This is a genomic window from Achromobacter sp. NCFB-sbj8-Ac1-l (assembly GCF_052695805.1).
The window spans coordinates 3,244,148-3,264,492 of sequence record NZ_CP199812.1 but is presented as its reverse complement, the minus strand read 5'-3'; the positions used below and the strand labels follow the sequence as shown (position 1 = coordinate 3,264,492).

14 protein-coding genes and 1 pseudogene are annotated in these 20,345 nt (G+C 67.4%); 7 read left to right on the top strand and 8 right to left on the bottom strand.

Features of this window, described 5'->3' with window-relative positions:
* Window positions 1-28 precede the first annotated feature (28 nt).
* From ACUDP5_RS14915 to ACUDP5_RS14905, 3 genes are all read right to left on the bottom strand, one after another.
* The gene (locus ACUDP5_RS14915; RefSeq protein ID WP_263915127.1) at window positions 29-625 is read right to left on the bottom strand and encodes a C40 family peptidase; all 597 of its coding nucleotides are present in this window, start codon (window positions 623-625) and stop codon (window positions 29-31) included.
* 331 nt (window positions 626-956) lie between these two features.
* Window positions 957-3,104 (bottom strand): TonB-dependent receptor, encoded by a 2,148-nt coding sequence (locus ACUDP5_RS14910; protein WP_445656438.1) that lies wholly within the window; start codon window positions 3,102-3,104, stop codon window positions 957-959.
* A 58-nt stretch (window positions 3,105-3,162) separates the two neighbouring features.
* The gene (locus ACUDP5_RS14905; protein ID WP_445656437.1) at window positions 3,163-3,579 is read right to left on the bottom strand and encodes a hypothetical protein; all 417 of its coding nucleotides are present in this window, start codon (window positions 3,577-3,579) and stop codon (window positions 3,163-3,165) included.
* 269 nt (window positions 3,580-3,848) lie between these two features.
* Here ACUDP5_RS14905 and ACUDP5_RS14900 point away from each other — a divergent pair, with 269 nt between their 5' ends.
* From ACUDP5_RS14900 to ACUDP5_RS14890, 3 genes are all read left to right on the top strand, one after another.
* Window positions 3,849-5,348 (top strand): AMP nucleosidase, encoded by a 1,500-nt coding sequence (locus ACUDP5_RS14900; RefSeq protein ID WP_445656436.1) that lies wholly within the window; start codon window positions 3,849-3,851, stop codon window positions 5,346-5,348.
* A 78-nt stretch (window positions 5,349-5,426) separates the two neighbouring features.
* Complete coding sequence (locus tag ACUDP5_RS14895) at window positions 5,427-6,113, top strand: hypothetical protein (protein WP_445656435.1); 687 nt, start codon at window positions 5,427-5,429, stop codon at window positions 6,111-6,113.
* A gap of 207 nt (window positions 6,114-6,320) precedes the next feature.
* The gene (locus ACUDP5_RS14890) at window positions 6,321-7,865 is read left to right on the top strand and encodes an amino acid permease (protein ID WP_263915123.1); all 1,545 of its coding nucleotides are present in this window, start codon (window positions 6,321-6,323) and stop codon (window positions 7,863-7,865) included.
* Between the two features lie 15 nt (window positions 7,866-7,880).
* Here the strand turns inward: ACUDP5_RS14890 and ACUDP5_RS14885 are convergent, their stop codons facing one another.
* Together ACUDP5_RS14885 and ACUDP5_RS14880 are read right to left on the bottom strand one after the other, a co-directional pair.
* Complete coding sequence (locus ACUDP5_RS14885) at window positions 7,881-9,977, bottom strand: TerD family protein (RefSeq protein WP_445656434.1); 2,097 nt, start codon at window positions 9,975-9,977, stop codon at window positions 7,881-7,883.
* Window positions 9,978-10,104: 127 nt separating this feature from the next.
* Window positions 10,105-11,034, bottom strand: coding sequence for a YicC/YloC family endoribonuclease (locus ACUDP5_RS14880; RefSeq protein ID WP_263915121.1), 930 nt, complete (start codon window positions 11,032-11,034; stop codon window positions 10,105-10,107).
* A 193-nt stretch (window positions 11,035-11,227) separates the two neighbouring features.
* Between ACUDP5_RS14880 and rph the strand changes: the two genes are divergently transcribed.
* The gene (rph, locus tag ACUDP5_RS14875) at window positions 11,228-11,965 is read left to right on the top strand and encodes a ribonuclease PH (protein ID WP_025136491.1); all 738 of its coding nucleotides are present in this window, start codon (window positions 11,228-11,230) and stop codon (window positions 11,963-11,965) included.
* A gap of 107 nt (window positions 11,966-12,072) precedes the next feature.
* Here rph and ACUDP5_RS14870 read toward each other — a convergent pair whose 3' ends face one another.
* Together ACUDP5_RS14870 and ACUDP5_RS14865 are read right to left on the bottom strand one after the other, a co-directional pair.
* The gene (locus ACUDP5_RS14870) at window positions 12,073-13,437 is read right to left on the bottom strand and encodes an MmgE/PrpD family protein (protein WP_445656433.1); all 1,365 of its coding nucleotides are present in this window, start codon (window positions 13,435-13,437) and stop codon (window positions 12,073-12,075) included.
* 2 nt (window positions 13,438-13,439) lie between these two features.
* Window positions 13,440-14,600 carry an acyl-CoA/acyl-ACP dehydrogenase gene (locus ACUDP5_RS14865; RefSeq protein WP_263915118.1) on the bottom strand — a complete coding sequence of 387 codons (1,161 nt, stop codon included), beginning with the start codon at window positions 14,598-14,600 and terminating at the stop codon, window positions 13,440-13,442.
* 15 nt (window positions 14,601-14,615) lie between these two features.
* Between ACUDP5_RS14865 and ACUDP5_RS14860 the strand changes: the two are divergent.
* Window positions 14,616-16,211, top strand: a pseudogene (locus tag ACUDP5_RS14860) (methyl-accepting chemotaxis protein); the annotation flags it as partial.
* Between the two features lie 195 nt (window positions 16,212-16,406).
* On the opposite strand, the gene ACUDP5_RS14855 reads toward ACUDP5_RS14860, so the two are convergent.
* Window positions 16,407-18,272 (bottom strand): EAL domain-containing protein, encoded by a 1,866-nt coding sequence (locus ACUDP5_RS14855; RefSeq protein ID WP_445656432.1) that lies wholly within the window; start codon window positions 18,270-18,272, stop codon window positions 16,407-16,409.
* A gap of 127 nt (window positions 18,273-18,399) precedes the next feature.
* Between ACUDP5_RS14855 and rdgB the strand changes: the two genes are divergently transcribed.
* Window positions 18,400-19,023 (top strand): RdgB/HAM1 family non-canonical purine NTP pyrophosphatase, encoded by a 624-nt coding sequence (rdgB, locus tag ACUDP5_RS14850; protein ID WP_263915116.1) that lies wholly within the window; start codon window positions 18,400-18,402, stop codon window positions 19,021-19,023.
* A 34-nt stretch (window positions 19,024-19,057) separates the two neighbouring features.
* A complete protein-coding gene (gene hemW, locus ACUDP5_RS14845) occupies window positions 19,058-20,278 on the top strand; it encodes a radical SAM family heme chaperone HemW (RefSeq protein ID WP_445656431.1) in 1,221 nt (406 codons plus the stop codon).
* Window positions 20,279-20,345 lie beyond the last annotated feature (67 nt).

Here is a 20,345-nt window from a genome sequence, read left to right as displayed (position 1 = left end):
GTGGGGGCCCTTTCTCTGGGGCCTACATTTATCGGCCAGCGACCATCTGGCCCTGGGCCATGTCGATGTAGCTGCGCGCGCCGACGTAGCGCTTGGACCAGTACGGGTTCTTCATTTCGTCCACGCGCACCTTGGCGCCGCGGCGCGGGGCGTGCACGAACTTGTTCTGGCCGATGTAGATGCCCACGTGCGAGGTGGTGCCGCGGCCGCGGGTGGCGAAGAACACCAGGTCGCCGGGCTTGAGCTGCTGCTTGTTGGGCACCGTGTCGCCCTGGGTGCGCTGCTGGCGGGCCGTGCGGGGCAGTTCCAGGCCGGCGATTTCGCGGTACACGAACAGCACCAGGCCGCTGCAGTCGAACCCTTCGGCGGCATCGTCACCGCCCCAGCTGTAGGGCGTGCCGATGGCGGCCAGGCCGGCCTGCACCACGCGTTCGCGCAGGGTGGGCACGGTGGGCTCCTGGGCCAGGCTCAGGCCGGACAGGGAGCCACGTGCGGGATCGGTGCTGGGAAGAGAGGCCTGCGCGGCGCCGGGCAACCAGGAGAACGTCAGGGCCAGCAGGGGGGCAGACAGGAAGGCGGGAATGCGGAACGAGGCAAATCGTGCTTTTCGCGTGGGCGGCGTCATTACGTCACTTCAGAAATCGGAGTAGGCGGCATGGCTTTGCCCTGGGGGACAAGCCGGCGGAAAGGGCGGCAGGAGGGCCTAGGGGTTGCCAACACGCGCGGACGTTTGCGGTGTTGGCAGGCCGTAGACCCCACTGACTGCCACGGTATTGTAATGGAATAAAGTTTCATTACATTTGTAGTGCAATGCAGCATTCTGGCGGGGCGACCGTTACGTTGCCCGGTCGGGCAAAGGTAACGGCCGGTTGGCAGAAACAGGGAGGACCGTGCTGGGTGGCCGGATCGGGCGGGCGTGCCCTGGGCCGAGCCCGATCCGTTGCCGTCCTGGCCCGTCAGAAGCTGCCGCGCAGTCCCACCATCACGGCGCGGCCGCCCTCGGGGGCGACGTCGCGCAGCACGGAAGTAGCGTAGCGAATGGTCTGGTTGGTCAGGTTGATGCCGCGGACATAGGCCTGCCACTGCACCGCCGCGACCTTGAAGCGGTAGCCGGCGTTGGCATCCAGGCTGTAGTAGCCGGGGGTGGCGGTGTCGTTGTCGGGGCGGCTGTGCTGGGCGAAGGCCTTGGATACGCTGACGCCGGCGTTGTAGGCGCCGTAGCCGTAATCCAGCGCCACGCGCAGGCGCAGCGGCGGAATGCGCGGCAACGAGCGGCCGGTGTCGTTGTTGCGCGCCACCGTGTAGTCGCCCGACAGGCCCAGGTCCAGCTTGTGGCCATTGCGTTGCAGCACGCGGGTGCTGCTTTCGGCTTCCAGGCCGTACAGGCGGGCCGACACGCCCTGGTAGCGCGCTTCGGGCAGGGCGCCGTCGTCGCCGGCCGCGACCAGGTCGCCGTCGTCGTTGCGATAGCGACCGGTGTTGATTTCAGCCAGGTAGTTGGAGAAGCGGCTGTAGAACACGCCGATGCTGGCCTTGTCGGCGTCCTTCTTGTAGCGCAGCGACAGGTCGCCGGACCAGGCGCGTTCCTTGCCCAGGCCCTGGTCGCCGACGAGGTATTGGCCCGTGGCTTCGTGCGGGCCGTTGGCGTACAGCTCGTAGAACGTTGGCGCGCGTTCGGTGTAGGCCGTGTTGGCCGCAACGGACCAGGTGCTGTCCAGCTTGTAGATGCCGCCCAGCGAGAAGCTGCCGGCGGTGAAGCTGTTGCGGCGGGCGCCATCGAAGCGTTCGTTGCCGCTGGCCGACGGGCTCAGCCGGGTGTAATCGGCACGGGCCCCGGCGCTCAGCGTCAGGCGGTCGTTCAGTTTCCATTCCTCAAGTGCGAACACGGCGGCCGAGTCGGTGTCGGTGGTGGGCACCAGGGCTTCGTCGCCCAGCGCCGAGAAACGCGTCTGGCCCAGTTGCAGGCCCACGACGCCGTGCAGCGGGCCGATGTCGGCGTGGCGCGCCTCGATGCGGGCCTCGTAGCCGCGGTTCTTGAAGACGGTGCCTGTTTCGCCGTCTTCGATTTCCTTGTGCTGGTAGTCGGTGTAGGCGAAGTTGAACTTGACGCTGGTGAACAGGCCGTCCAGGTCGCGCAGTTCGCTGGCAAAGCCGAAGCGCTCCTGGTGCATCTTGATGCGCACGTCCGGCTCGGCCACCGAACCGTAGTCGGAGTCGTAGCCGCTGTAGGACAGCCCGGCGTAGCCGCGGTCGCTCGTCCAGGACATGCCGAGCGCGCCGCCGCTGGCCTGGCCGTCGCTGTTGGGCAGCGTGCCGCGCGGCTGGTCGCGGTCGGGGGCGTCGAGGGCGCGTTGCTGCGACGAACGGGCGTAGCCGGGAATGCGCAGGTCGCCCGTCTTGCGGCTGAAGGCGTCGGCATGGATGGCGAAGTTGCCGTCGCCGCCTTCCACTTGCACGGCGCCGTTGCGGTCGTTGTTGGCACCGCCGTAGCTGCCGGCCACGTCGCCGTGGATGCCGTCGATGGGTTCGGTGGGAATGCGGTTGTCGATCGTGTTGACGACGCCGCCGATGGCGTTGCCGCCATAGAGCAGGGCGGCCGGGCCGCGCAGGATCTCGACGCGGTTGGTCGACAGCGGGTCTTGCGGCACGGCGTGGTCGAACGACAGCGACGAGGCGTCCAGGGACCCGACGCCGTTGTTCAGGAGGCGGATGCGGTCGCCATCCAGGCCGCGGATGATGGGGCGGCCGACCATCGGACCGTAGGTGGTGGTCGAAACGCCGGGCAGGCCGTTCAGCGTTTCGCCCAGGTTCGAGCCGCGCCGCAGGTCCAGGTCCAGGCCTTGCACGATGGTGGACGGCGAGGCCAGGGCTTCGCTGCCCAGGGGGTTGGCGGTGATGACGACGGGGGACAGCGTGGTGGTGTCCGGGGCGGCCTGGGCGCTGGCGGCCTGGGGCAGGGCGAGCAGGCAGGCGACGGCCAGCGGGGCGAGGGCGAGAGAAGAACGGGCCGACGAGAAACGGTTCGGCAAAGCAACGTCCAACGCAGAAGCGTTGCGGGCGCGCAGGGACAAGCGTGTCCCTGCCGGGGCAGCAGCAAAAGGCATGATGGCAATCCTGGGGGCCGGCCAAGCGGGCGGCGGTTGAAATCGGGCGTGCGGGATTTCAAGTCGCGGCGGGCGGCGCGCGGGATTGGAACCAACTGCCGGCGGCCAGCGTGGTGCCGCGGGGCGTGGACGGGGCCGGCGCAATGCGCGGCGCCGTGCCGGCGATGAGGGGGAAGGACGCCGGCAAGGTGGCGTCCAGCAGGTCCCAGATATGGCAGAGATCGCAGTGGCCGAGCGGGTCGGCGGTATGCGCGTCGTCTGGCGCGGTGGCGGGGCCGGGCGTGCGGGCCGAGCCGGCAGAGTTGACATCCAGCCGCGCAAGCGACAGGCCGTGTTGAGCCGAGGCCGGGCCGCTGCCCAGGTGCGACAGCGCGTGGCGCACACCGCCCAACGGCGCCAGCAGCAGGCAGGCGCACAGCCACGACAGCACCGCCCATCGGGCGATGGGATGGGGGCTGCGTGGTCGGGGGCGCAAGGCCGGCGGCATGGATGAGGAGACGCGCAAGCGGGGGCGGGGAAAGCGGGCGGATCAACCCGGCCGAAAAAACCGGAAAAACAGAATGATATATTGTTTCTATTTCGGTGGCGATGCCGGCTGCGGTGACCACGCATCGAGACGCGCGCGAATATGACACTTCATACGGCCCCGGGGTCGTGCATAATCGTCGGCATCGGCCTCTTCCGGCTTGATTGCCGAGAGCGGCCGCTTAAAACAAGATAGATAAGAAAGCGGAGTAAAGCTCAATGATGAACGCAGTACACCCCCTGTCCTCCATGAACCGGCCCGAGGCGATTCCTTTCGAGCCCTACCATGACGCGGTGGCGGCGGTCGACCGGCTGGTGGAAATCTACGCGCGCAACACGGCCTTTTTGCGGTCGGCGTTCCGTGAAGTCCTGAAGGGCCCCGGCAACGGCCGCGAACGGGCCCGCGCGTATTACCCGGCCATCCGCATCGTCGTCGAAACCTACGATCCCATCGATACCCGCCTGTCGTACGGCCACGTGGCCGAACCGGGCATCTACCAGACCACCGTCACCCAGCCGGCCCTGTTTCGCGACTACCTGATCGAGCAGGTGGGCCAGTTGCTGCAGAACCACCGCGTGGCGGTCGAGGTGGGCGAGTCCGACTCCCCGATTCCGCTGCACTTTGCCTTTCCGGAAGGCGCCTATGTCGAAGGCGAGCACCTCGAGGCCCTCAAGCGCCCCTTGCGCGACCTGTTCGACGTGCCCGACCTGGCCGTCACCGATGACGCGATCGTCAACGGTTCGTGGCGCGGCAAGGAAGGCGAACCCAAGCCGCTGGCGCCCTTCACGGCGCAGCGCGTGGATTATTCGCTGCACCGCCTGCAGCACTACACCGCCACGGCGCCCGGCCACTTCCAGAATTTCGTGCTGTTCACCAACTACCAGTTCTACGTCGACGAGTTCTGCGCCCGGGCCCGCGCCCTGATGGCCAGCGGCAACGAAGACTACGAGATGCTGGTCGAACCCGGCAACCGCATCACCCGGCGCGGCGAATCGGCGCCGGCCGACGAAGGGCAGGGCCAGCGCCTGCCGCAGATGCCGGCCTACCACCTGGTGCGCGGCGACCACTCCGGCATCACGCTGGTCAACATCGGCGTGGGGCCGTCCAACGCCAAGACCATCACCGACCACATCGCCGTGCTGCGCCCGCATGCCTGGCTGATGCTGGGCCACTGCGCCGGCCTGCGCGATTCGCAGCGGCTGGGCGATTACGTGCTGGCCCACGGATACGTGCGTGAAGATCACGTGCTGGATGCCGATCTGCCGACCTGGGTGCCGGTGCCGGCCCTGGCCGAAGTGCAGGTGGCGCTGGAGCAGGCAGTGGAAGAAGTGGCCGGCCTGTCCGGCTGGGACCTCAAGCGCATCATGCGCACCGGCACGGTGGCCACCATCGACAACCGCAACTGGGAACTGCGCGATCACGTCGAACTGGTCGAGCGTTTCGCGCAGTCACGCGCCATTGCGCTGGACATGGAATCGGCCACCATCGCGGCCAACGGCTTCCGTTTCCGCGTGCCCTACGGCACGCTGCTGTGCGTGTCCGACAAGCCGCTGCACGGTGAGCTGAAGCTGCCGGGCATGGCCAGCGCGTTCTACCGCCGCCAGGTCAACCAGCATCTGGAAATCGGCATCCGGGCGCTGGAGCGCCTGCGCGACATGCCGCCCGAACGCCTGCATTCGCGAAAATTGCGTACCTTCATGGAGACGGCGTTCCAATAGCCGCCTTGGCGCAGCGATTCCGGACGAATCGCTCGCCCATCGTTGAGTCAACAATAGTTAGCATAGGAAACATCGACATTGTCGCGCGCCATTCGCTATCTCTCGTCGCCGGCCTTGCGTTGGGCATTGCCGACGCTGGTCGTTCTGGTCGCCGCCGGGTGCGGATCTGATTCCAACGCGCGAAAGCCGCCGCTGCGCAAGCTGAACCCCGCTCCGACGCAGGCCTATGAGATACGGCTCACCCTTGCCAATGCATCCGATCTCTCAAGCGCAGCCGACGGCAACTCGTCGTTTGCGGTGGTAGAGGGCACGGCACAGTTCGACGCCAGCAATGGCGCCCGCTGTGGAAAATCCAACGCCCTGTCCGGCCACGTGCCGTCATTGTCCAGCCACGAACCGTTCCGCCTTTCCCGTCTGTCCGCCACCGAGTACGTGGGCACCGTGTATGCCGACATGCTGCTCGATGAGGACTATTACGGACGCGAGGTATGCCATTGGGTATTGACATCCGCCCGCGTCGCTTTGCGCGCGCGGGGGGACATCGCCGATACGCGATTCGTCGCCGAGCTGCCTGCCAAAACAGTGCTCGCGGGCGGTACACAGGTGCGCTATTTCTGGAAAGGGTATTACCCTCGATTCAGGAATGGGCAACATTCTGATTATGGAAATAATCAGTTGGATACTGTTTCGGCCGACAAGCGTAACGAGTTTTTCACCGTGACGCTGACGGCCAGGAAGATCGGTGGCGACGCGCCAGGCAAGTAAATAACAGGCCGGAGAACACCGCAGCCGCCCCGGGCGGCCCGTGAACATCATTGAACCAGATCTCAGGTGCAATGAACTTCTGCAGTGACATTTCCCTGGGGATTTCGCCGACCGGGGGCAGTTGCGCTATGCTCCGCCGTTGCCGGGAAAACCCCGGGCCCCCGCCACCCGGCCGGTGGGGCATTTTCCCACTGAAGGAACTCGACTTTGGCATTATCGGAACACGACTCGCGCCCGAGCGGCGGCAAGGCGGCGACACCCGCGCCGTCCGAACTGCGCCGCACCTTGTCGTCGCGCCACCTGACGATGATCGCGGTGGGCGGCTCCATCGGCACCGGCCTGTTCGTGGCCTCGGGCGCAACCATCGCGCAAGCCGGCCCCGGCGGCGCGCTGCTGGGCTACGTGCTGATCGGCGTGATGGTCTATTTCCTGATGACCAGCCTGGGTGAACTGGCCGCCAGCATGCCGGTGTCGGGGTCGTTCTCGACCTACGGCGCGCGCTACGTGGAAGAGGGCTTCGGTTTCGCGCTGGGTTGGAACTACTGGTACAACTGGGCCGTCACCGTGGCGGTGGACCTGGTGGCCGCGCAGCTGGTGATGGCGTACTGGTTTCCGGACGTGCCCGGGGTGTACTGGAGCGCGCTGTTCCTGGCGATCACCTTCGGCCTGAATGCCTTGTCGGCGCGCGGCTTCGGTGAAGCCGAATTCTGGTTCGCCCTGATCAAGGTGGTGGCGGTACTGGCCTTCGTGGCGATGGGCGTGATGATGTTGCTGGGCATCATCCGGGGCGGCGAAACGGGCGGCGTGGCCAACTGGACGGTGGGCGACGCGCCTTTCGCAGGCGGTTTCGCGGCGCTGATCGGCGTGGCCATGGTGGTGGGTTTTTCGTTCCAGGGCACCGAACTCATCGGCATTGCCGCCGGTGAATCGAAAGACCCCGCCAAGAACCTGCCGCGCGCCGTGCGCCAGGTGTTCTGGCGCATTCTGCTGTTCTACGTGGCGGCGATCCTGGTGATCGGCCTGCTGATTCCCTATACCGATCCGCACCTGCTGCGCAATGAAGTCACCGACATCAGCGTCAGCCCGTTCGCCCTGATCTTCGAGCGCGCCGGTCTCTTGGCCGCGGCCTCGATCATGAACGCGGTGGTGCTGACCTCGGTGCTGTCGGCCGGCAATTCCGGCATGTACGCGGCGACCCGCATGCTCTACAGCCTGGCGCGCGACGGCAAGGCGCCGGCCGTGTTCGGCCGCGTGTCGCGCTCGGGCGTGCCGCTGTGGGCGCTGGTGGCCACGACGGTGGTGGCGGCGCTGTGCTTTTTCACGTTCGTGTTCAGCCCCAAGGCCGTCTATATCTGGCTGCTCAATACCTCGGGCATGACGGGCTTCATTGCCTGGCTGGGCATTGCCATCAGCCACTACCGGTTCCGCCGCGGCTACGTCAAGCAGGGCCGCAACTTGGCCGATCTGCCTTATGTGTCGCCGTTCTTCCCGTTCGGCCCGATCTTCGCGTTCGCGTTGTGCCTGATCATCACGCTGGGCCAGAACTACCAGGCTTTCCTGGAGCAGCGCATCGACTGGGGTGGCGTCGCCGCCACGTACATCGGCATTCCGCTGTTCCTGTTGATCTGGCTGGGCTACCGGCTGGCCAAGGGTTCGCGCTTCGTGAGCTACAAGGACATGACCTTCCCGGACGCCAGGGCGCGCAGCGCATACCTGGATTCGGCCTTGCGCGGGGAACCGGCGCCGCGCTGACCAGGCGCGGGCGCGCTATACGAGGAATTCCGCGCGGATACGGTCGATGTCGAAAGGGGTGATGCCCCCGTCCACGCCAAAGACAGTTCGCGCTGCCTGCGCGTCGTCCACGATCCGGCCGCGCGCCTGGGCATGCAGCGTGAATAGCGTATGCAGGTCGGGTTGGGGGCGCGTCATCAACGAGCGCAGCATCAGCGACACGCCGGACAGATTGTTGGCCACATTGTTCAGCCGGGGCTGTTCGCGCAGCGCCACATCCATCCAACGGATGCGCCCGGCGTGCAGGTCCAGCGCCAGCGGCAGGCTGATCATCGTATTGGACGCCAAGTCGACCCGATCCATGACCGTGCGCGGTTCGAAGGGTTCGCCCGAATTTGCGTCATGGCGGGCCATCCATCCGGCGAAGCACTCGGGCAGGTCGCAATACGGCTGGCCTGTGAAACTGTTGAGCACCATGACGACGAAGCGTACGCCGCGGCCGCGCAAACGTTCCAGGTCCAGGTCGATGAATTCAGCCGCACCCTGCGGCGCGTCGACGATATCGCCGCTGTGATAGCCGCCGTAGCTTTGCAGGCGGTAGTAGGTCAGCGCGTCGATGAAGTCGAAATTGGGGCCGAACATGGCGGCAGACAGGTCGACGTCGGCGCGGCCCCTGCCGTTCTTCCACCAAAGGAACATTCTGACGAAGTCAGCGTCGGGCAAGGGCAGGCTGCTGCCACGTGCCAGCGTGCGCAGGCTGCGCGACGCGGCGCGTTGAGCCAAGGGCACCACGTGATCGCGCAGCGCCGGGTCCAGATAGCAGTCGCCCAACGGCGCCAGCGTGGCAAACCGCTTGAGTAGCGTGGCCTGGCACAGGTCGCCAAGGGCTGCGGCCGATCCGTCGGGCAGCGGCGCGCGGGCGTCCGCCGTCGCAAATACCTTGGCCACTTCGCCCTTGGGGTAGAACGAGCGTAGCGAGGCCGGCGCGTCGCGGTGCGTCGCGTGGGTATGCAGCTGCAGCAGCAGCGGAGTCGGCACCTGGTCGACGACACGGGCAAAGCCCTGCAGTATCGACTGCGGGTCTGCCGCGGTACGCAGCAGATGGTCCAGCCGGCGCGCGAATTCGCCCGGACGGCTGGCCAGGCGCTGGGCGGCGTCCTCCGTCTGACCGGCGGCCAGCAAGGCTTCGATCGCGCTGTTGAAGGTGGCCGGGGGGCGGCCGCTGCGCAGCTGGGCAAAGGCGGCGGCCGTAGCCGGGAAGCGGTCGGCGTATTCGCCGGGGTGCAGCACTTCGCCCAGGCGCTTCCAGCGCTCTTTCCAGCGCGGCATGTCCTGTGCTGCGTTGGGGTGACGTTCTACAAGCGCCAGCAACTGCTTGCGCCGGGCGCGGGCAAGGGAGGCAAAGCGCGTGGGAAGCGCAAGCGACACATCGCCGTCCGCCAGGGCCACCGCGACGCGGAGCACGTCGGTGGCGGTGTCCAGCCGGTCATGCAGAAAGGCGTCCGTGGCGGGGCCCGGCACGTGCCGGATGAGGTGGCCGCAGACCAGCGCAAGCGTCTCCTTGAACGGAATCTTCGCCGGCATCAAACGGAAGATGTCCGCACGATATTGCTTCACGTACCACGCCAGGTCATTGCGATCCGTCTCGGACAGCGAGGTTGCCGACGCGGCCAACTGGGTGAAGATGGCTTCGCATTCGGCGGCCTCGCCCAATTCAATGATCTGCGGCTCGCGCCCATGGAACAGCGGCGGGCGGTCGGAGCCGTCGCCGGGCATCCGGCGCAGGGTCACGTAGTGCGTGATGGCATCCAGATAGCGCTGCGCATCGCTCAGGTCCTGCACCTGTTTCGGAAAATCCGGGTAGAGCGGGCGGTACTGGCGGTGCGCGCCCGTCATTTGGCGCAGCACCTTCAACAGTTGGCGTCCGAACAGCGTCACGGACGGCAAGGGCCACGCCTGCAGGCGGGCCAACACCGCGTCCGACAGCAGATAGCCCAGCTCCTCGGCCTGCGCCTGGATGGCGGCCAGTTCGACGGCGGTCACGGGGAGGGAAGACGAATCGGCCCCGCTGCCAGGCGCAGGGGGCTTGCCCAGCAAGAGCCGGTGACGGCGGCGCAGATAGATCGGGTTCATGATGCATGTCCACGTGAAAACGCCTGCCGAAGGCAGGCGCAATGCGGAAAGCGGGAACCCTAGGTGTTCAGGTTAGAAGGAAGGATTCCCATAGCCGCGGCGTCACCTTATCACACAACGAGGTGTGCTATTCGATGTTCTGCGCCTGCTCGCGCATCTGTTCGATCAGCAGCTTCAGGTCCATGGCGGCGCGGGTGACTTCCATGCTGCCGGCCTTGGAACCCAACGTATTGGCTTCGCGGTTCATTTCCTGGAACAGGAAGTCCAGGCGCTTGCCGGCGCTGCCGGCGTTCTTCTTGCCCGTGGCCTTGCCGCCGCCGTCGGTGAGCAGGTGGCGCAGTTCTTCCAGGTGCGAGCGCAGGCGCGACAGTTCTTCGGCGACGTCGATGCGCAGGGCGAACAGGTTGGCTTCCTGGGAAAGGCGTTCGGACAGTTCGGCGCCCGTGATGTGGGTGAAGCCGCCGGGAAAGGCGGATTCGACGCTTTCGCGCAGCTTGGACGCGAGCTTGTCGCGGTGGTCGGCCAGCAATTGGGGCAGGTGGTTCTGGACCAGTTCGACGATGTTCGCGACGCCGTCGGCGCATTCGCGCATCATGCCGGCCAGGCGCTCGCCTTCGCGGGCGCGGCCGTCCTGCAGCTGGGTCAGGGCTTCCTGGGCGGCCTGCAGGCAGGCGGCGCCCCAGACTTGCGGGTCCAGCGCGTCGTTGGTGCGCTGGCCGGGCCAGTTGAACAGCTCGACCAGGCGCGGCGCGGCGATGTCGGGCAGCACGCGGCGTGCGGCTTGCAGCTGTTCGGCCAGGGTCTCGAGCCAGGCCGGTTCGAGCTTGGACAGGTCGGTGCTGACGTTGCGCGTGTAGGACACCCGGATCTCGACCTTGCCGCGTGCCAGTTGGGCGGTCAGCAGTTCGCGCAGCGGTGTCTCGACGTGGCGCAGCTCGTCGGGCAGGCGGAAATAAAGGTCCAGGAAGCGGCTGTTGACGCTGCGCAGTTCCAGCGCCAGCGTGCCTTGTTCCAGGTCTGCCCGGGCGTTGCCGAAGGCGGTCATGCTGCGGATCATGGTGTGGGTTTCCTTTTGCTGTTTTGGGGCCGGGCCGCGCCGGTTCCGCCGGCCCACCAAGGCGGGGGCGGGTATATGCAGCCCGTATATCGCGGCAGGATACTCCAAACGCGCACGCCGCTGGGGCCGCGGGGCCTGCGGTGACACGCTACCCGTACAATGCCGCCAATCGAATCTGACTGGAGTCTTGCCCATGACCACTGCCCCTGCCATCGCCCGCCCGTCGGGCCGCGCCGTCGACGAACTGCGGCCGTTCAGCCTGGAGCGCGGTTTCACGCGCTATGCCGAGGGCTCGGTGTTGGTCAAGGCCGGCAACACCCACGTGCTGTGCACGGCCAGCGTGCTGGAAAAGGTGCCGCCTTTCCTGAAGGGCAAGGGCGAAGGCTGGGTCACCGCCGAATACGGCATGCTGCCGCGCGCTACGCACACGCGCGGCGATCGTGAAGCCGCGCGCGGCAAGCAAAGCGGCCGCACCCAGGAAATCCAGCGCCTGATCGGGCGCAGCCTGCGCGCGGTGTTCGACATGCGCGCGCTGGGCGAGCGCACGCTGCACCTGGATTGCGACGTGTTGCAGGCCGACGGCGGCACGCGCTGCGCCAGCATCACGGGCGCGTGGGTGGCGGCGGCCGATGCCGTGGCGCTGCTGATGCAGCGTGGCGACCTGGCCGTGAACCCGATCCGCGACGCCGTCGCCGCCGTGTCGGTGGGCCTGGTGGATGGCCGCGCGGTGCTGGACCTGGACTACCAGGAAGACTCGGCCTGCGACGCCGACGTGAACGTCATCATGACGGGCAGCGGCGCGTTCGTGGAAGTGCAGGGCACGGGCGAAGGCGCCACGTTCACGCGCGCCGAGCTGGACGCCATGCTGGCGCTGGCCGAAGGCGGCATCGCCGGGCTGGTGCGCGAGCAGCGCGCGGCGCTGGGCGGCTGAAGCACGAAGCGGGATGGCGCCCGGGTGGGCGGCCATCCCGTTGCATAACGGGCGGGTTCGGGCCCCGTGCGACGCCATCGCGGCAGGGGGCCACGCCAGGATGGCGGTTACGGCAGCAGCGCGCCGATCCGTTCCGCTTTTTCCAGATTCCAGATCGCGCCGATCAGGCCGCGCAGTTCCGCGTCGGTCGCGGCATCGGCGTAACGGCCCAGGCTGAGTGTCTTGGCCTCGATTTCATCGCGCGACAGGGTATTGCCCGGATCGCCCTTGGGTTCGTCGACGCGGCCGTGCAGGGTGCGGCCGTCGCGGGTGTGGACGGTGACCTTGCCGATCCAGCGCTGCGGGTAGGCGGCGTCGACCTCGGGGTCCAGTTCCATCGTGACGCGGGCGCGGAAGGCGGCGACCGCCGGATCGTCCAGCGCGGCATCGAATTCCGGCAGGCCGGCGCGGCCCTTGCGGGCAATGAGGCCCAGCACCGTTCCCATTGAAAACTTGGATTGATGCACTGTGCGGGGGTCGACCACCGGCCCCAGCACGTCGATCGCACCCTGGTGGACGTGCGCGACCACGCGGTCGATGGCGTCTTCGGCAAGGTGGTTGTCGCGCAGCACCTGTTGCAGGGCGTCGGCTGCCGGATGCGTGTGGCGGCACGAGGCGTGGAACTTGAACGAGGTTTCCCCCAGGGCCCAGCGCGTGCCCAGGCGGTCGGTCAGGCGCGTGGGGTCGGCGTCGCGGGACATGCCGGCGGCCATGCCCTGCGGGCCTTCCAGGATGTGGCGGGCGCCGGTGAAGCCTTCGCGGGCCAGGTAGGCGGCGGCGATGCCGTTGGCGGCGGCACGGGCGGTGTGCAGTTGCTTGGAATCGGCCGCGTCGCGCAGGAATTCCCACAGGCCGGCGGCCTGGGTGCCGGCCGAGCCCAGCGCGTGCAGCATGGCCTCGGGCGACAGGCCCAGCAGGCGGCCGGTCGTGACCGCGGCGGCCAGGGTGCCGGCGGTGCCGGTGGTGTGAAAGATCTTGTAGTGGGAACGGCCCAGGAATTCGCCGACGCGGATGCCGACTTCGTAGCCGGCGACGGCGGCCACCAGCAGGTCGCGGCCCGAGCTGCCCAGCGCCTGGGCAACGGCCAGCGCAGGCGGGAACACCACGGCGGCCGGGTGGAACACCGAGCCATTATGCACGTCGTCCTGCTCGACCACGTGAGCGGCCGCGGCGTTGACCATGGCGGCGAACACGGGCGAGGTGCGGCGCCGGTTGATCAGGATCTCGCTGGGGCCGTCGGCCGGCCCCATGGCGGCGGCGTAGCGGTCCATGGCCAACACGGGGCGAGCCGACGCGCCGGCCAGGATCGAGGCCAGGCAGTCCAGCAGCAGGTCTTCGGCCCGGCGCAGCACCGGGGCGGGAATGTCTTCGAAGCGCAGGTTGGCCGCGAAGGCGGCGAGTTCGGCGCTGAGGGAGCGGGTGTCGGCGGTCATGGTCAGAAGGAACGGGGCAAGCCCAGGATGTGTTCGGCGACGTAGGACAGGATCAGGTTGGTCGAGATCGGCGCGACCTGGTACAGCCGGGTTTCGCGGAATTTGCGTTCGACGTCGTACTCGGTGGCAAAGCCGAAGCCGCCATGGAACTGCAGGCAGGCGTTGGCGGCTTCCCAGGACGCGTCGGCCGCCAGCAGCTTGGCCATGTTGGCCTGGGCGCCGCAGGGCTCGTGGGCGTCGAACAGGCGGCAGGCCTCGTAGCGCATCAGGCTGGCCGCTTCGACGTTGATGTGGGCCCGGGCGATGGGGAACTGCACGCCCTGGTTCTGGCCGATGGGGCGGCCGAACACCATGCGCTCTTTGGCGTAGGCGGTGACCTTGTCCACGAACCAGTAGCCGTCGCCGATGCATTCGGCGGCGATCAGGGTGCGTTCGGCGTTCAGGCCGTCCAGGATGTACTTGAAGCCCTTGCCTTCTTCGCCGATGAGGTTGTCGGCCGGAATTTCGAGGTTGTCGAAGAAGAGTTCGTTGGTCTCGTGGTTGACCATGTTGGGAATGGGGCGGATCGACATGCCGTGCTTGACGGCCTCGTGCAGGTCGACCAGGAAGATGGACATGCCTTCGGACTTGCGCGTGACCTGGTCCAGCGGCGTGGTGCGCGCCAACAGGATCATCAGGTCGGAATGCTGCACCCGCGAGATCCAGACCTTCTGGCCGTTGATGACGTAGCGGTCGCCGCGGCGCACGGCGGTGGTCTTGATCTTGGTGGTGTCGGTGCCGGTGGTGGGCTCGGTGACGCCCATGGATTGCAGGCGCAGCTCGCCGGCGGCGATGCGCGGCAGGTATTCGCGCTTTTGCGCCTCGGAGCCGTGGCGCAGCAGGGTGCCCATGTTGTACATCTGGCCGTGGCAGGCGCCCGAATTGCCGCCGCTGCGGTTGATTTCTTCCATGATGACCGAAGCTTCGGTCAGGCCCAGGCCGGAACCGCCGTATTCCTGGGGGATCAGGGCGGCCAGCCAGCCGGCCTCGGTGAGCGCGCGGACGAAGGCGTCGGGGTAGCCGCGTTCTTCGTCGACTTTGCGGAAATATTCAGCGGGAAATTGCGCGCAGAGGTCGCGCACGGCTTCGCGGATGTCCTGGTAGGCGTGGGAGGCGTCGGGCATGAGTCGTAGGGGGCTATGAATGAATCGGTACAGCATCGAATGTGCCGCAAGGGGCCGCGCCTGCCAATTCACCATTCATTAATACGGGGTTTCTGTTCGCAAAAGCGCATTTGTGTGACCGGCGTTTGTCATGCGGGGCCGGGGATGTGTCAAGAAATTGCCAAACTGCATCCCCATAATCGGCCCGTTACGCCTATGTGGCGATGCAACAGACGGACGGATATGCGGAAAAATCTCAGGGTGACGACGGCGGTTTCGGCGATTCTCGCGGTGTTTGTGGCGCTGTTCGCGCTGGCGGCGGCGGCCGGGATCGCCGTGCTGCGCGAGAACCGGGCCGATATCGAGGCGTTGGGCCGCGGCAGCATCGAGCGCGCCAGCGACCTGTCGGACATGACCAGCCGCCTGTTCCAGGCGCGCGCCGCGCTGACGGATGCCAAGACGGCCATGGAAGGCGGGCTGGAAGAAGCCCGCGACCAGTCGCTGACCCACGCCGACGCGCTGCTCAAGCAGGCGGCGGCCAGCCTGGCGCGGCTGCGCGCCAATGCGGACACCAGCGTGCAGGGCGCGCCCTTGTTCGACCAGGCGCTGGCGGCCAACGCGGCGTTTGCCGACCAGACGCTGGCGCCGATGTTCAAGGCCATCAAGGGCTGGAACGGCATCGAGGTGAACCGGTTGGTGGACAAGGTGCTGCCGGTGACGGGCGCCGCCTATGTGAAGCAGGCGGACGCCTACCAGGCCTATGCCCGCGAGCAGGGGCAGGCCGCCGTGGCCGGCGCCAGCCAGACGATGCAGCGGGTGACGGTGGTGGCGGCGGCCGTGCTGGCCTTCGTGCTGGTGCTGGCGGTGCTGATCCGGCTGGCGTTCCGGCGCCGCATCCTGCGGCCGCTGAACGAGGCGGGCGCGCATTTCGACCGCATCGCCGACGGCGACCTGACCGGCAACATCGCGGTGCATGGCGATAACGAGATCGGCGTGCTGTATTCGGCCATGCGCCGCATGCAGACGGGGCTGTCGGCGGCGGTGGCCTCGGTGCGCCACGGGGTCGAGGAAATCCATACGGGGTCGGGCGAGATCGCCGCGGGCGGGGCCGACATGTCGGACCGCACGGCGCGCCAGGCCGGCTCGCTGCAGGAGGCGGCGGCCAACATGACACAATTGGCGCATACGGTGCAGATGACGGCAGGCAATGCCGACCTGGCCAGCCGCCAGGCGCTCAGCGCCACCCAGCTGGCCCAGCGCGGCGGGCAGGCGGTGCAAGAGGTCGTGACCAGCATGCAAGGCATCGCCGACAGCGCGCGCCGCATCGGCGAGATCGTCGGCGTGGTGGACAGCATTGCCTTCCAGACCAACATCCTGGCGCTGAACGCGGCGGTGGAAGCCGCGCGTGCCGGCGAGCAGGGCAAGGGCTTTGCGGTGGTGGCGGGCGAGGTGCGCTCTTTGGCCCAGCGCAGCGCGCAGGCGGCCAAGGAAATCAAGGGCCTGATCGAGGATTCGGCATCGCGGGTGCAGGCGGGCGTGCGCCAGGTGAACCTGGCCGGCGACACCATGCGCGACATGCTGGCCTCGGTCGACAAGGTGACCCAGATCGTGGCCGAGATCTCCAGCGCCACGGCCGAGCAGGCCGCCGGCATTGCGTCGGTCAATGATGCGGTGGCGGATATCGAACGCACGACCCAGGAGAACGCGGCCATGGTCGAGCAGACCGCCGCCGCGGCCGCCGCGCTGGAATTGCAGGCGCAAGGCCTGCAGCGCGCGGTGTCGGTGTTCCAGATCGCCCAGGCGGCGCAGCAGGCCGCCGGGCAGGGATCAGCGGTCGAGCTGCGGCAGGGCGGCGCCGCTGTAGCGCTCGGTCACCAGCGACAGGTTCCCATGCTTGACCTTGTGCTTGACATGGGCAGCGGCCGACGCGATGTCCTCCGGGCGGATGCGCTCGCATAGGGAAGGGGTGACGGTCAGCGCGCCGACCCCCAGCGTCACGAACGGGAAGAAGCGCGGCACGCCGTAACGGTCTTCGGCTTCGATGCCGCCGTTGCGGCGGCCCTGGTCGTCATACAGGTCGATGGCGCGCTCATTGAATTCGGCGATGATGCGCTGGATGCGGTCGGTCCAGTCGGGGCTGCGCAGCAGCACCACGAAGTCGTCACCGCCGACGTGGCCGACGAAATCGCGCAGCGGGTCGCAGTGGCGCTTGATGACGTCGGCGGTCAGCATGATCATGTCGTCGCCGCGCCAGTAGCCATAGACGTCGTTGAACGGCTTGAAGTTGTTCAGGTCGCCATAGCAGATGGTGAAATCGGCGGCGTCGTCCAGCAGCGTGGCGATGTGCCGGCTGATGGGGATGTTGCCGGGCAGCGAGGTCAGCGGGTTGGCGTAGCGCGCCGCCTCGATGCGCATTTCCGTCACCGAGCGCACCAGCGTCTCGCCGGTCGCCAGGCCGTCGTAGCGGCCGTCGCGGGTGATGATCAGGCCGTCCATCAGGTAGCGCTGGTCTTCCGAGATCAGCACGTGGCTCAACTGGTCGATGGACACGTCCAGGTCCACCAGCACCGGCTCGGCGTTCATGAAGGTCGAGCAGGCGTCGCGGCCGAACAGTTCCCGGGTATAGCGCTGGGCGTAGTGCTCGGAAAAATCGCGCCGGTTGATGATGCCGACGGGGCGGTTTTCGCCGTCGACCACGGCCACGGCGTGCAGGCTCTTGTGTTCGATGAAGAGCCGGTGCACGTCGTCGTTGGTGTGTTTGGTCAGGAGGGCGGCGGGGGCTTCCACCCGCAGGCTGGCCGCGGTGCCGCCGGCCGAGCGCTGCGACAGCGGGGCCGGCGTGCGCACCCGCAGCGAGTCGCGCAGGGGCGGGGTCAGCTCGGTGAGCAGGGCCTCGTCGGGACGGCCCAGCAGCCAGCCCTGGGCGTAGCGGATTTCCAGGTCGCGCACCACCGCCAGGTCTTCGGCGGTCTCGATGCCTTCGGCCACGATGGCGGTGCCCAGGTATTGCGCCACCTTCAATATGGCGCGCACCATGTTCTGCTTGCGGTCGTCGTGGCCGATGCCGTTGAAGAAATAGCGGTCGATCTTGACCAGGTCGGGCTGCATTTCGGACCACAGCTGCAGGTTCGAATTGCCCACGCCGTAGTCGTCCAGCGCGATGCGCATGCCGTATTCACGCAGGCAGGCAAAGGCGCTGCCCAGCGTGGCCATGTGTTCGGACAGCGGGTCTTGTTCGGTCAGCTCGACGATGATGCTGGACGGCGCCAGCGTGCAATCCTTGAGCAGGCGCAGCGGCATTTCGTCGCCCCACAGCGTCCAGTAGTGGATCAGCGCCGAGCCCGACAGGTTCAGGAACAGCTTGCCGGACGCCTCGTTCTGGTTGAAGCCCTGGGCGCCGGCCCGGAAGCTGGCCAGTTCCAGTTGCGGGTGCAGGCCCTGGCGGCGGGCTTCGGCGAACAGGGCGTCCGGAAAGTGCAGGGCGGTGTCGACCGGCCCGCGGATCAGGCTTTCATGGCCGTAGATGCGGCTGTGGGACAGGTCGATGACGGGTTGGAAGCGCGGGCGCAGCAGCCGTTCGCGCAGAATGCCCGCCAGGCTGACGGGGGCGGCCGCCGCGCCGCCGGGAATAGGGGGCACGCCGGGGGGTACACCGGCCGCGCGCGGCCGTGGCATAGCTTGAGGTGGGTTCATCGCCGGAGCGTTCAGATACGATCAGTGACAAGATTAGTGATATTGACCATCGAATATTTCTGTGTTGTTGCGGTTACACGTAACAGGCGGTCGGTATTGGCGACCGCGCCCTATACAATTTGGCCCTATGACATCCCCCCACATTCCCGATTCCCTGCGCCGCGTCGTGCTGGCCTCCAACAATGCTGGCAAGCTGCGTGAGTTTTCCGCCTTGTTCGCGCCCCTGGGCATCGAACTGGTGCCGCAGGGCGAACTGGGCGTGCCCGAAGCCGAAGAGCCGCACGTCACCTTTGTCGAAAACGCCCTGGCCAAGGCCCGCCATGCCAGCCGCCTGACGGGCCTGCCCGCGCTGGCCGACGATTCCGGCCTGTGCGTGGCCGCGCTGGACGGCGCCCCGGGCGTGTATTCCGCCCGCTACGCCAAGATGCATGGCGGTGAAAAATCCGACCAGGCCAACAACGCGCTGCTGGTGTCCAAGCTGGCCTCGGTGACCGACCGCCGCGCCTGGTACGTGGCGGTGCTGGCCCTGGTGCGCAGCGAAAACGACCCGTGCCCCCTGATCGGTGAAGGCCTGTGGCACGGTGAAATCATCGACCAGCCCGAAGGCGCCAACGGATTCGGCTACGACCCGCATTTCTACCTGCCCGACCAGGGGCTGACGGCCGCTTCGCTCGATCCCGAGGAAAAGAACGCCATCAGCCACCGCGCCCGCGCCCTGCGCGAACTGCTGGGCAAGATCAGCCAGGCTTGATGCAAGGCGGGCGCGCCCCGCCCAGGAACACCGCATGTCCATCACCATCCCCATCCGCCCCGACACGGGCGCCGCGCGTACGCGCCTGGTCACCCCGGCCGGCGCCACGCTGACCAGCCTGCCGCCCTTGTCGGTCTATGTGCACGTGCCCTGGTGCGTGCGCAAATGCCCGTATTGCGACTTCAATTCGCACGCGGCGCCAGGCGAAATTCCCGAGCGCGCCTATCTGGATGCGCTGCGCAGCGACCTGGAACAGGCGCTGCCGTCCATCTGGGGCCGCCAGGTGGTGTCGGTATTCATCGGCGGGGGCACGCCCAGCCTCTTGTCGGCCGCCGGCCTGGACGAATTGCTGGCGATGCTGCGCGCCTGTTTGAACATGTGGCCCGACGCCGAGATCACCATGGAAGCCAACCCCGGCACCGCCGAGGCCGGCCGCTTCCGCGATTACGCGGCCAGCGGCGTGACCCGGTTTTCACTGGGCATCCAGAGCTTTGACGACGCCCAGTTGAAGAAGCTGGGCCGTATTCATGATGCGGCCCAGGCCCGCGCCGCCATCGAGATGGCCCAGCGCGCCGCGCGCCGCGTCAACCTGGACATGATGTTCGCCCTGCCGGGCCAGACGCGGGAGGCCTGTGTGGCCGATCTGCGCCAGGCCATCGGCTTTGGCACGGAACACCTGTCGCTCTATCACCTGACGATGGAGCCCAATACGGTGTTCGCCAAGTTTCCGCCCGAAGACCTGCCGGACGACGACACCAGCGCGGCGATGCAGGACGCGGTCGAGGCCGAACTGGCCGCCGCCGGCCTGGCCCGCTACGAGGTGTCGGCCTACGCCCGGGCCGGCGCGCGCTGCCGCCACAATATGAATTACTGGGAATTCGGCGACTACCTGGGCCTGGGCCCGGGCGCGCACGGCAAGCTGTCGTTCCACGACCGCATCGTGCGCGAAGCGCGGCTGCGCAGCCCCGAATCCTGGATGCAGGCCGCCATGGCCCGCGACGGCAGCCACCTGTCGGAAAACCGCCAGGTGGGGCCGGACGAACTGCCGTTCGAATTCATGCTGAATGCGCTGCGCCTGAAGGACGGCGTGGCCACCACGATGTTCAGCGAGCGCACTGGCCTGTCGCTGGCCGCCATTGCGCACCAATTGGAGGCAGCCTCGAAACGGGGCCTGCTGGACGCCGATCCGACCCGCCTGCGGGCCACGCCCCTGGGCTGGCGTTTCCTCAATGACCTGCAGGAAATGTTCCTGTAGCGATGAAGCACCAAAGTGGGGCATTCATGCCCCACGCTTTGCACCAAAACGGTGCTACATTTTTCCC